This is a genomic window from Vibrio sp. 10N.261.55.A7 (assembly GCF_002877365.1).
Lineage (GTDB): Bacteria > Pseudomonadota > Gammaproteobacteria > Enterobacterales > Vibrionaceae > Vibrio.
This window is the reverse complement of the sequence record NZ_MCWZ01000014.1, coordinates 44,634-56,752: the sequence shown is the minus strand read 5'-3', so window position 1 is coordinate 56,752 and position 12,119 is coordinate 44,634. Positions and strand designations below refer to the sequence as shown.

Below are 12,119 nucleotides of genomic sequence, written 5' to 3'. Positions count from 1 at the left end.
GTTATTATTTGGGTGCTAGGCGTTCTGGTTCATTACTTTGATGATTTTCATTGCTTCCAATGTTTCATCAACGTCATGAACACGCAGTATTTGAGCACCTTTTAAGGCAGCAATCGTTGCACAAGTTACACTTGCCATTGTGCAATCAGAAGGCTCTTTATCTAAGAGCCGGAATATCATCGATTTACGAGACATACCTGCAAGTATAGGCATGCCTAATTGATGGAATTTGTCTAAATGAGCAAGCAGATGGTAATTGTGTTCTAAAGTTTTACCAAAACCAAAACCAGGATCTAGAATTAGCTGCGTCTCATCAATCCCCGCCGATTTACATGCATCGACACGCTCGGTAAGAAAAGCACTAATATCGTCGATGATATCTTGATAAGAAGGCGATGCCTGCATAGTACGAGGTTGCCCCTGCATATGCATCAAGCAAATTGGCACTTGAGCCCTAGCAGCAACTTCAAGCGCACCAGGCTCTTGTAACGCACGAACATCATTAATAATGTCAGCACCAGCGGCGATGGCTTTCTCCATCACTTCCGCTTTACTGGTATCAATGGAAATCCAAACGTCATATTTATTGCGGATGGCTTGAATGATAGGGATGACTCGGATCAACTCTTCTTCGAGGGTAACGTCTGGCGCACCGGGTCGCGTTGATTCCCCGCCAATATCGATGATGCTCACACCAGCCGAAATCATTTTTTCTGCTTGGTGCAAGGCCTTTTCTAACGTAGAGAACTGGCCACCATCGGAGAATGAGTCGGGAGTAACATTAAGAATCCCCATAACGTGAGGGGTTGAAAGGTCTAGCTGTTTATTATTTGCAGTGATTTTCATAAGGCTAAAACACAAAAACCCCGAGAGTTCTCGGGGTTTCAATTAATGATTACGATTACTCAGCGTCTTTCTTATCTGCATTGTCAACAGGTGAGTCATCAGTCGTGTTAGCTTCAGGAGATTTAGCTTCTGCTTTATCTTCTTCTTTCTCCACTGACTCATCTTTGCTTTCAGCTTGAGGTGCATCATTGTCACCCCAACCAGCAGGTTCGCGAATATCTTCTTTACGCTCCATTAAGTCGTCAATTTGGCCAGCATCAATAGTTTCGTACTTAACAAGTGCGTCTTTCATTGAATGCATAAGATCCATATTGTCTTCTAGAATCTGCTTCGCTCGAGCGTAGTTACGATCGATAATCAAGCGAACTTCATCATCGATAAGCTTAGCCGTATCATTGGATACATGCTTAGTTTGTGTAACCGAACGACCTAGGAATACTTCACCTTCATCTTCTGCATAAAGAAGAGGACCTAGTTTTTCAGAGAAGCCCCACTGCGTCACCATCTTACGGGCAATATCTGTTGCTCGCTCGATATCGTTTGAAGCACCAGTGGAGACTTTATCTTGACCATAGATCAACTCTTCAGCTAGACGACCACCGTACAAGCTAGAGATCATAGACTCTAAATGCTGACGGTTCATACTTACACGATCTTGCTCTGGTAAGTACATGGTCACACCCAATGCGCGTCCACGAGGAATAATAGAAACCTTATACACTGGATCATGCTCAGGCACTAAGCGGCCAACAATCGCGTGTCCTGCTTCGTGGTATGCCGTTGACTCTTTCGTGTCTTCAGAAAGGACCATAGAACGGCGCTCTGCACCCATCATGATCTTATCTTTAGCCAGTTCAAACTCAACCATTGAGACGTTGCGTTTGTTGCTACGAGCAGCAAATAGGGCCGCTTCGTTCACAAGGTTAGCTAAGTCAGCACCCGAGAAGCCTGGTGTACCACGAGCAATCAGTGATGGTTCAACATCTCCCGCCAATGGAACTTTACGCATGTGAACTTTCAATATTTGTTCACGGCCACGAACGTCTGGAAGACCTACCACAACTTGACGGTCAAAACGACCAGGACGAAGTAGCGCAGGGTCAAGTACGTCAGGACGGTTCGTCGCAGCGATAACGATGATACCTTCGTTACCTTCAAAGCCATCCATTTCAACCAGCATTTGGTTCAGTGTTTGTTCACGCTCATCGTGACCACCACCAACACCAGCGCCACGTTGACGACCTACTGCATCGATTTCATCAATAAAGATGATACAAGGCGCGGCTTTCTTCGCTTGTTCGAACATATCACGAACACGAGATGCACCAACACCCACAAACATTTCTACGAAGTCAGAACCTGAAATAGTAAAGAACGGTACTTTTGCTTCACCAGCAATGGCTTTTGCTAAAAGTGTTTTACCTGTCCCAGGAGGACCAACCAAAAGAACACCCGTTGGAATCTTACCACCCAACTTCTGGAATCGGCTTGGATCACGTAAGTAATCAACCAGCTCTTTCACGTCTTCTTTTGCTTCATCACAACCAGCGACATCGCCAAATGTTGTTTTGATTTGTTCTTCGCTCATCATACGAGCTTTACTCTTACCAAACGACATAGCACCTTTGCCACCGCCGCCTTGCATTTGACGCATGAAGAAAATCCATACACCAATGAGTAAAATCATAGGGAACCAAGAAATAAAGATAGTTCCAAGAAGGCTTTGTTCTTCTGGAGGCGTACCTTGAACTTTCACGTTTTGGTTAATGAGGTCATCAAGAAGCTTTTGATCGTAAACCGGCATGTATGTGACAAAACGAGTGCCACCTCCACGACGTAAAAAGGCAATTTCTTGACCTTTAAATGTTGCTTCCTGTATCTGGCCTTGGCCAACTTCCTGTACAAATGTGGTGTAATCTACTGATCTGCTGTTGTTTTCACCAGGGCCGAAGCTTTGGAAAACGGACATCAATACCACAGCGATAACAAGCCACAGAATTAAATTTTTTGCCATGTCACTCAAGGTGCAAGCCTCTCGATAACTAATTGTAATTAAAGGTAGGGTACTACAGTTTGAAACCTGTAGCTATAGTGTTAACTTTAGCCTTTTATCGCTAAATAGTTAACCTTTGTAACCAGTGGCTACGATAAAGACTTCACGGGAACGAGCCCTTGAAGAATCAGGTTTTCTAACCTTAACGCTTTTAAACATCTCGCGGACATCTTTCACGTATTGATCAAACCCTTCGCCTTGGAAGACTTTAACAACAAAGCTACCATTTGTGGCTAGAACTTGTCGACACATATCCAATGCTAATTCCACTAAATACATAGCTCTAGGCTGATCGACTGAATTATTACCGGCGATATTGGGTGCCATATCTGACATCACAACATCCACCATGTTTGGCTGAATTCGTTCCAACAGCGCCTCAAGAACGGCATCTTCACGAAAGTCACCTTGTAAAAAGCTTACGCCAGCAATTGGATCCATAGGCAGTAGATCACAGGCAATAATTTGTCCGCTATCTCCTACTATCTTAGCAGCGTATTGAGACCACCCACCAGGAGCCGCCCCTAAATCAACGACTGTCATTCCTTGAGAGAACAATCTGTCTTTAGTATGGATTTCTTCCATCTTAAAGTAAGCACGTGAGCGGTAGCCTTTCTTTCTGGCTTCGTTCGCATACTTATCATCGAAATGCTCTTTCAACCAACGACCAGAGCTGGCCGAATGTTTTTGTTTACTCATTAGATACCTAATTTAATGGGCAAAAACCCAATTGCTATATACATAAGACTAATAATTAATAGTCTTCAGCATTAGATGGCGTTAAAATGCTTTTTTTCAACCCTAATAGAAAATAAATTGGCCGCGTAATGAACCTAAGCACCAAACAAAAGCAGCATCTTAAAGGCCTAGCGCACAGTCTAAAACCTGTCGTGCTGATGGGCGCGAATGGACTCACCGAGGCTGTACTGGCAGAGATCGAAATTGCACTGAACCACCACGAGCTTGTGAAAATCAAGATCGCTTCTGAAGATCGTGATACAAAGCAACTTATTATTGATGCAATTATTCGAGAAACGGAAGCAGAAAAAGTACAAACCATTGGTAAAGTACTGGTACTGTTCCGTCAATCAGAGCAGCGTAAAATCGAAATCCCACGTAAGTAAGCTTAGTTTAGATTACTACAGTGAGAAAAAAGGTCGCAAATTGCGACCTTTTTCATATCTCTAACAAGCAGATTAACTACCGCTTAGATGTATTCCACTTTGTCGATTTCAAAATCTTTTTCGCCGCCTGGTGTTGAGATCATCACTTCATCACCTTCCAGCTTGCCAATTAAACCACGAGCAATTGGAGACTTCACAGAAATACGGCCAGACTTGATGTCTGCTTCGTCTTCCGAAACAATCTGGTATTTCACTTCTTCGTCAGTATCAACGTCTATCAAAGTCACTGTCGTACCGAAAATAATCTTTCCCGTATTTTCCATTTGAGTCACATCGATGATTTGAGCAACAGAAAGCTTGTACTCTATATCGCGAATTTGTGCTTCGCAGATCCCCTGCTCTTCACGAGCCGCATGGTACTCAGCATTTTCTTTTAGATCGCCCAACTCACGAGCTTCACCAATCGCAGCTGAAATAATTGGACGCTGCTTGAGTAGTTTATCAAGTTCATCACGTAGCTTTTTTTCGCCACGAACGGTCATTGGAACCTTTTCCATATTTACCTCTATGCCAAAGTCTGCTTTGGACAAAACAAAACCACCCGATCCAAATGATCAGGTGGTTTATTTGTGCATTTATTTCTCTTAGTTTAACAAACTTAGCAGGTAAATCATCAAAATTTACCTGTAATAAATCTCAAATTGGAAATAATTACACGTTATTGACGGTAATAACTGATGTTCATTTGTAATCCATTCTACGTATAAGCGTATCGCCCATAGCATCCAATTTACCGCCTAAACAAAGCAGGTGGATAACCCAAAGAACCTCAGACTTTCCTATTGTCTGGTCAAAAATCCATTGTTGGACTGCGTAGTTCAGAATCAGTACAAAACATCTCACTAAAGACAAAGATCTATAGTTTTGAGTAATCCATTGCAAATATTACATTTATCTTACATATGAAACTTGATTAATCCATATATTAGAATAACGCTAACTAGCGTAAGGGAGTTAATCCTTTCTAAAACAATAACTATTTATGGACAATAAAATAGGACAAGAAAATGAAAAAGACTCTAATTGCTCTAGCGGTGGTAGCTGCAGCAGGATCAACTGGCGCTCACGCGGCGAATGTATACAGTTCAGATGGCACTGAACTTAATGTAGGTGGACGCGCAGAGTTTCGTGGCGACTTCATTGGTAACGGTGGAAAAGAAATTGAAGGCACCATGGCAAACAAAAGTCGATTCCGTCTTAATGTCGGTGGTACGACACAAATATCCGACACCTTGAGCGGTTTCGGGTTCTATGAAGGCGAACAAGGCGTGGGCTCGTCTGCTAACGACCAAGGAAGCACAGACACTACGACGAGCTTCAAACAGCGTTACATGTATGCAGGTCTCCAGGGTGATTTTGGCGCCGTCTCTTTTGGTCGCCAAGATACCGCAGCGGTACAAATCTCTCAAATGTCTGATGTCACCACTTTTACTGGTGCGCAAAAGGAATTCATCAATGCGGGTAATGAGCAGATCAATAACACCATTGCGTACGCAGGAAACTTTGATGCTCTGAGCCTAAAAGCCAGTTACATAGCTGGGGAAGATAAAGACACTGATGGCTATGGTATTTCAGGGATTTATACCCTACCTATGGGTTTAGGGTTTGGTCTGGGACTCTCTGGCGGTGATAACGGCGTTGGTGCGGGTTCAGGTCAAGCCGCTATTGCCGGTATTAACTATGCATTAGACTCCCTGTACGTGGCCGGTACTTATACAAGTGGTGACTTAGATGACAAAGCTAATTCAGAATTTGAAGGTGTCGAATTAGCCGCTGTATACGGGTTCGGTAACGGTTTTGCGTTAAAAGGGGCGTACCAAAAAACGGACAATAAGAATAGTGGCGTGACAACAGAAAAGTCAGACTTCTTTGAATTAACCGGTGATTATGCATTTAATAAAAACATTAATGCGTACTTGGCTTACTTGGTTAACAACCTGAAAGAAAGCTCGGTTGGCGCTAAAGATGCGGAAGACACATTACGCTTCGGCTTGAAATATTCGTTCTAAATTCATTTAGTGGAATCAAAGGTCTGACAAATGTCGGACCTTTTTCATATCAACACGATATACTCTTTGCCATATCTAACTCGCTCTTTATACTCAAACCATGCATTTTATTAGGATTAGGCGTCGATGATGTTCGCTCCAGTATCTCAACACCGTAAGCCCCTTACTCATCTAGTATTTATGTTTGCTCTACTTTCTAGCTCTGCAGTTTACAGTTATGAACAAACTCAATTGCTTCCTGAAGGCAGCAGAAATAGCCTTATACTTGAAAGCCTATCTAGTCCAAGGGCAACATCTTTATCTGAAAATACAGAACAATTTTTTCCACCCGCAAGCACACTAAAACTCATCACTGCACTCGCGGCTAAATTAGAGCTTGGTGACGACTTCCAGTTTCACACCTCACTACTTAAAAACAACGATGATCTGATCATAGAGTTCACTGGTGACCCTACGATTACCACCGAAGATCTGAAAGGACAGCTAAAGAAGGCGAAGCAGCAAGGTTTGAACGTGATCAACGGTGATATTTGGTTAGATGATTCCAGCTTTACAGGCTATGAACGTGCAGTAGGTTGGCCGTGGGATATTTTGGGCGTTTGTTACAGTGCGCCAGCGAGTGCGATTACCCTTGATGAAAACTGTGTTCAAGCCTCGATTTATACCATGGATAGTGGAAATACTAGGGTCTATGTTCCAGAGCAATTTCCTATTCATGTTTCGACAAAAGCACGTACTGTTAGCAAAATAGAACAGGAAGGCAGTCAATGCGATCTCGAGTTGACGACACAAAACAACAATCAATACCAACTCAATGGCTGTTTGGTCGAACGCAGCAAACCATTACCGTTAAAATTTGCAGTACAGAATCCAACGCAATACACCACTCGTATGGTTTACACGATTTTAAACCAACTTAGTATTGAACTAAAAGGCTCAGTAAAGGTTGGACAACCTGAGACCTATGATGGTGCTTCGTCTGTCCTCATCACCAAACACAGCTCAGAAAAGTTGCCGGAACTGCTCGATATCATGCTAAAAAAATCCGACAACCTCATTGCTGATAATTTAACCAAAACCTTAGGTAAGCATTTCTTTCATCAGGCAGGCAGTTTCAAAAATGGCACGCTGGCAATGAAACATATTATTCTAGCCAATACGGGCATTGATTTAGAAAAATCAAAATTAGCCGATGGCTCTGGCCTGTCTCGAAACAATCGTTTAACCAGTCAAGATATGGCAGATGTACTGCGCTATATTTGGCAAAACGATGCGGATTTGAATTTAATTCAGCTCATGCCAACCTCAGGCACGAGCGGCACGCTGCAATATCGAAGTAGTATGCGAAAGCCGCCTATCAAAGACCAAATTATTGCGAAAAGTGGCTCTGTTTACGGAAGCTACAACATGGCCGGATATGGACTCGGTACAGATGGAAAGCCAAGCTCACTATTCGTTCAGTTTATAACGGATTACCACCCCATAAAAAAGAGCAATGACAAACCAGTCATTGCTCCTATCACTCAATTTGAACAAATCTTTTATCAAGATATTGTTTCATTTAGTCAGATGTTATCTAAACATTAGCGCTGTATTCATTACTCCTTAGGTATCGTTTGATTAAGCAATGCCTAAGAAATAGTTAACGACTGTAAAATAGATCCACATACCTGATATATCCACAATCGAAGCTAAAACAGGACTCACCAATACGGCGGGGTCTAGCTTGACTGCTCTTGCAAGGATTGGCAATACGCCACCGAGTGTGGTCGATATTGTTACCTGAATAAACAAGGCAACTGCGATTGCCAACGCTATCAGATTAATATCAAAGCCCCCAGCAGACGATGAATCACTAAAGAGCAATATTCTGCCGATCATCACAAAGGAAATGGCCAGTGCTAGGCATACTGCCACTCGGCTCTCTTTCCACAATACAGCAAGCCATTGCCTCTTCTTTAGCTCTCCAGTCGCTAACGCCCTTATCACGAGAGTCGCCGCTTGTGTTCCAGTATTGCCACCTGCGGCCGCGATTACAGGCATATAAATCGCCAAGAGAACCAACTGACTCAAGGTATCTTCATATTGCGCAATGATTAAGCCTGAGACGATACCAAGTAACGCTAAAGCAATGATCCAGCCAATACGTTGTTTCACGTGATCGATAACACTGGTCGTCAGATACCCATCAGCAGTCTCTACCTCTGAGTGAATGATCCCAAGTTGGTGCGCAAAGTGTCGAGTTCTTTTGTCGTGTCCTTGAGCTTCTAGCAAGCTAATAAGCCGCTGAACATACCCAACAGAGCAGTGATGTAAAATTCCAGCCGCTTCTTCAATTGGCATAACCGTCAAAAGATGCAATTGCTTCTCTTGGTCATACTGTAAAAAAGCGTTGCGCGCGGCACCTATCTCTTCATCTGAAAAGTTAGGTGTGTTTTCAATGTAAGTATTGCTCATTACCGTCATGGCGAATCTCCCGATTGGCAAAGGTAACGACCATCACGCATAAGTGTTTGAAATCATTTTCACCTCTATTGCCAAGCAAAATGCCGATAGCGCTAGAATGAAATTCGTCACAAACCCTACAACACAAATGTGATGTAGCTTATGGTGTCTAGAAAGAAATGGAGAAAAATACAGGGAAAAGGTGGTGCATACCCTACCACTAGGTAGGGGCGAAGATCGACAATACCAGAGCGGTTACTCTTCTCCCTTCATACTAGGAGGATGGTCGGTATTGTTCATAGTTATCTCCGAATGAACTGCTGTAATAGCAGCGCGCGCATACTACCAAATCTAAAAGATCAGATCAGCTAAATTTCGCCTATTTGTGTTAATTACTTGCCCTTCTCAATGGCCTTAACCAATAATCTATAGATAACAATAAAATCAGTTGGTTCATGTATGAATAACAAAGGAAAATGTCGTCCATTTTCAAAACAATACATAAAACGAAAAGGCTATATATGCGTTGGCTGGACCTGTGTCATCTTGGGTATGATTGGAGTGACGGTTCCCCTGCTTCCAACGGTGCCATTTATTTTGTTGGCGTTATATTGCTTTGGTGTCGCCTCTCCGAAATTTCAGCAGTGGCTTCTTAAGCACCCTCGACTAGGCCCTATCGCAAGGCGGTTAAAAGGCAATGAAGGGTTAACACCGAAAGAAAAAGTGCAGTCTCTCTTAATGATATGGCTTTCAATGGGTGGTGTTTTCTATTTCATCGCGTACGGGACACATTGGCAATACGCCATCGCAGCCCTTTTGGTATTTGAGACTTGGTTTATCTTACGCTTTAAAACACACATAAAAAAAGCACCCTAAGGTGCTTTTTGGTGTTTCTATGTTCACTCAATAGTTATGCTATTAAGCAATGGTGATTCGAGCAAATTTACGCTTACCAACTTGGAATACATAGGTTCCTGATTCAGGTGCAAATTTCGCATCAGCTACTTTCTCACCTTCAATCTTAGCCGCGCCTTGCTTCACCATGCGCATCGCTTCCGACGTAGATGCACACAAACCCGCCTCTTTCAGAATGTTGCTAACAGGAAGGCCCGCGTCAAAAGTAAACTCTGGCATATCATCTGGAATTTGATTCTTTGCAAAACGATTAACAAATTCTTGCTCTGCCGCATCAGCATCCGCTTCTGAGTGGAAACGTGCAATGATCTCTTTCGCTAGAAGCACTTTAACATCACGAGGGTTTTTGCCTGCTTCAACATCCGCTTTAAATTGAGCAATCTCTTCAAGTGGACGGAATGACAATAACTCGTAGTAGCTCCACATAAGAACATCTGAGATAGACATGATCTTACCGAACATTTCACTTGGTGCTTCACTCACACCAATGTAATTGTGCGCAGACTTAGACATCTTCTTCTCGCCATCAAGACCAACGAGCAAAGGCATAGTCAATACCACTTGTGGCTTTTGACCATGACCCTTTTGCAATTCACGTCCCATCAAAAGGTTGAATTTTTGGTCTGTTCCGCCTAGCTCAACGTCTGTTTCCATTGCAACAGAATCATAGCCTTGCAATAACGGATACATAAATTCGTGAATGGCAATTGGTTGCCCGCCAGAGTAACGCTTCTTAAAATCATCACGCTCAAGCATACGAGCAACTGTTTGATTAGCGGCAAGGCGAATCATACCTTCTGCACCCAATTCAGATAACCATTCAGAGTTGAATTGAATCTTGGTTTTCGCAGGGTCTAGAATCTTAAATACCTGCTCTTTATACGTCTCAGCGTTGCGGAGTACGTCTTCACGAGTCAGTGGTGGACGCGTGGTATTTTTACCTGTTGGGTCGCCAACCATGCCAGTGAAATCACCAATAAGGAACGTCACATCATGGCCTAGTTCTTGGAAAGCACGAAGCTTATTCAAGATCACTGTATGGCCTAGGTGGATATCAGGCGCTGTTGGATCAGCACCCAGTTTAATTCTTAGAGGTCGGTTCTCTTTTAGCTTCGCAATGAGCTCTTCTTCTGGAATTAATTCGTCAACACCACGTTTAATCTCTGCCAATGCAGCTTCGATACTCGCCATTCTTGTTCACTCCCACAGATTTGGCAAAAATTTTATAGTTTGCCATCTTACTCGAATAGCGATGTTTTTTGAAACCAGTTAGACTAAACGGCTAGCTATTTTATTAACTTTTATAGAACGAACGCTAAAATGCTGTCTATTTTTAATCGTCTACCTTGGGTTCACCGTGCTCTTATTGTCTTTTTTAGTGCAGTAATCACCATTGCACTCTTTTTTCTTCCTGACCCCAAAGAGCTTCGCCAAGAAAAGAGTACTTATGAAATAGGTCGACACTACCCGCTGACCATCAACGCAGAAGCGCTGTCTCCAGGTGTGACAATTTCACCTCTTGCAGGGTTACGTTGGGAGAAACACACCATTGGTTCAGGTGAAAGCGCCGCTATTCTATTTCAACGACTCGGCCTATCGTCTCGCTTGCTCTATCAGTTGACCACCACCAACGACGACATTAAGAACCAGCTTACTCGCATAAAGCCAGGCGATGTTTTCCAGTTCGGATTCGATGAAAATAATGATTTGATTCAACTCAAACGCAAGCTCAGTGCTTACGAAACGTTTATCATCTCGAAAACCAATGACGGGTTCACCTCCACACTGGATAAAAAAGAACTTCAATACCAATACAACTATGCAGAAGCTGAAATTACCTCTAATTTCTGGAATGCAGGCATAAATGCTGGGTTAACAGCAAACCAAATAATGGAACTGGCAGGTATCTTTGGATGGGATATCGATTTCGCGTTGGATATACGAAGTGGTGATCAATTCAAAATGCTCTACCAAGAGCAGGTCGTTGAAGGAGAAGTGATCGGTCGAGGCAAAATTATTGCCGCTATTTTTAGTAACCAAGGCGATACGTTCACTGCCATCTTAGACGATAAAACAGGCAGCTATTTTGACGAAAATGGACGAGCAATGAAAAAAGCCTTTCTACGCTCACCTGTTGACTTTAGACGTGTCACTTCAAACTTTAACCCTACTCGGCGCCACCCAGTAACAGGGAAAGTTAGAGCCCATAGGGGCACTGACTATGCCGCCCCTGTTGGTACTCCTATCTGGGCCGCAGGTGATGGTATCGTGCAGAAATCCAGTTACAACCAATTTAACGGCAACTATGTATTCATCCGCCACAGCAATACCTACATCACCAAGTATCTTCACCTCAGTAAGCGTAAAGTGAAAACCGGCGATCGTGTTAAACAAGGACAAACCATTGGTACGTTAGGGGGCACCGGACGAGTGACAGGCCCTCATCTTCATTACGAATTCCTTGTTAATGGCGTACATAAAAATGCTCGAACCGTTAAATTGCCTCAGTCGAAGTCTCTCACTGGGCAAGACAAAGAAACGTTTATTGCTAACTCTAAAATACGTTTAGACAGACTAGAGCGATACAGTGAACTGCTCTATTCGAAGCCTTAACTTGAGCCATTAATCAAGAAGTGCTCACAAATAAGAGCTTCTTTAGAATGAATT

General features: G+C 43.0%; 11 protein-coding genes. 5 read left to right on the top strand and 6 right to left on the bottom strand.

Translation table 11 applies throughout. The annotated features are described in order from the left end of the window. Positions 1–15 precede the first annotated feature (15 nt). The 3 genes from folP to rlmE all read right to left on the bottom strand — a co-directional run bounded on the left by folP (position 16) and on the right by rlmE (position 3,598). Positions 16–846, bottom strand: coding sequence for a dihydropteroate synthase (gene folP / locus BCU12_RS01530; protein ID WP_102402639.1), 831 nt, complete (start codon positions 844–846; stop codon positions 16–18). A gap of 55 nt (positions 847–901) precedes the next feature. Further along, entirely contained in the window at positions 902–2,860 is a 1,959-nt protein-coding gene (gene ftsH, locus BCU12_RS01525) for an ATP-dependent zinc metalloprotease FtsH (protein ID WP_102402638.1), read from the bottom strand. 108 nt (positions 2,861–2,968) lie between these two features. Beyond that, a complete protein-coding gene (rlmE, locus tag BCU12_RS01520) occupies positions 2,969–3,598 on the bottom strand; it encodes a 23S rRNA (uridine(2552)-2'-O)-methyltransferase RlmE (RefSeq protein WP_102402637.1) in 630 nt (209 codons plus the stop codon). Positions 3,599–3,726: 128 nt separating this feature from the next. Here rlmE and yhbY point away from each other — a divergent pair, with 128 nt between their 5' ends. After that, on the top strand, positions 3,727–4,023 hold the full coding sequence (yhbY, locus tag BCU12_RS01515) for a ribosome assembly RNA-binding protein YhbY (RefSeq protein WP_102402636.1): 297 nt from the start codon (positions 3,727–3,729) through the stop codon (positions 4,021–4,023). An 83-nt stretch (positions 4,024–4,106) separates the two neighbouring features. Here yhbY and greA read toward each other — a convergent pair whose 3' ends face one another. Continuing rightward, positions 4,107–4,580 (bottom strand): transcription elongation factor GreA, encoded by a 474-nt coding sequence (gene greA / locus BCU12_RS01510; RefSeq protein WP_102402635.1) that lies wholly within the window; start codon positions 4,578–4,580, stop codon positions 4,107–4,109. Between the two features lie 510 nt (positions 4,581–5,090). Here greA and BCU12_RS01505 point away from each other — a divergent pair. Together BCU12_RS01505 and dacB are read left to right on the top strand one after the other, a co-directional pair. Then, complete coding sequence (locus BCU12_RS01505; protein WP_102402634.1) at positions 5,091–6,092, top strand: porin; 1,002 nt, start codon at positions 5,091–5,093, stop codon at positions 6,090–6,092. Positions 6,093–6,272: 180 nt separating this feature from the next. After that, positions 6,273–7,679 carry a serine-type D-Ala-D-Ala carboxypeptidase gene (gene dacB / locus BCU12_RS01500; protein WP_241909717.1) on the top strand — a complete coding sequence of 469 codons (1,407 nt, stop codon included), beginning with the start codon at positions 6,273–6,275 and terminating at the stop codon, positions 7,677–7,679. Positions 7,680–7,712: 33 nt separating this feature from the next. On the opposite strand, the gene BCU12_RS01495 is transcribed toward dacB, so the two are convergent. Next, positions 7,713–8,558: a magnesium transporter gene (locus tag BCU12_RS01495; RefSeq protein ID WP_102402633.1), complete on the bottom strand. Its 846-nt coding sequence runs from the start codon at positions 8,556–8,558 to the stop codon at positions 7,713–7,715. 438 nt (positions 8,559–8,996) lie between these two features. On the opposite strand from BCU12_RS01495, the gene BCU12_RS01490 reads away from it, so the two are divergent. After that, on the top strand, positions 8,997–9,413 hold the full coding sequence (locus BCU12_RS01490) for a YbaN family protein (RefSeq protein ID WP_102402632.1): 417 nt from the start codon (positions 8,997–8,999) through the stop codon (positions 9,411–9,413). 42 nt (positions 9,414–9,455) lie between these two features. Here the strand turns inward: BCU12_RS01490 and tyrS are convergent, their stop codons facing one another. After that, a complete protein-coding gene (tyrS, locus tag BCU12_RS01485; RefSeq protein ID WP_102402631.1) occupies positions 9,456–10,643 on the bottom strand; it encodes a tyrosine--tRNA ligase in 1,188 nt (395 codons plus the stop codon). A gap of 129 nt (positions 10,644–10,772) precedes the next feature. On the opposite strand from tyrS, the gene BCU12_RS01480 reads away from it, so the two are divergent. Beyond that, positions 10,773–12,065 carry a peptidoglycan DD-metalloendopeptidase family protein gene (locus tag BCU12_RS01480; RefSeq protein WP_102402630.1) on the top strand — a complete coding sequence of 431 codons (1,293 nt, stop codon included), beginning with the start codon at positions 10,773–10,775 and terminating at the stop codon, positions 12,063–12,065. Positions 12,066–12,119: the final 54 nt, after the last annotated feature.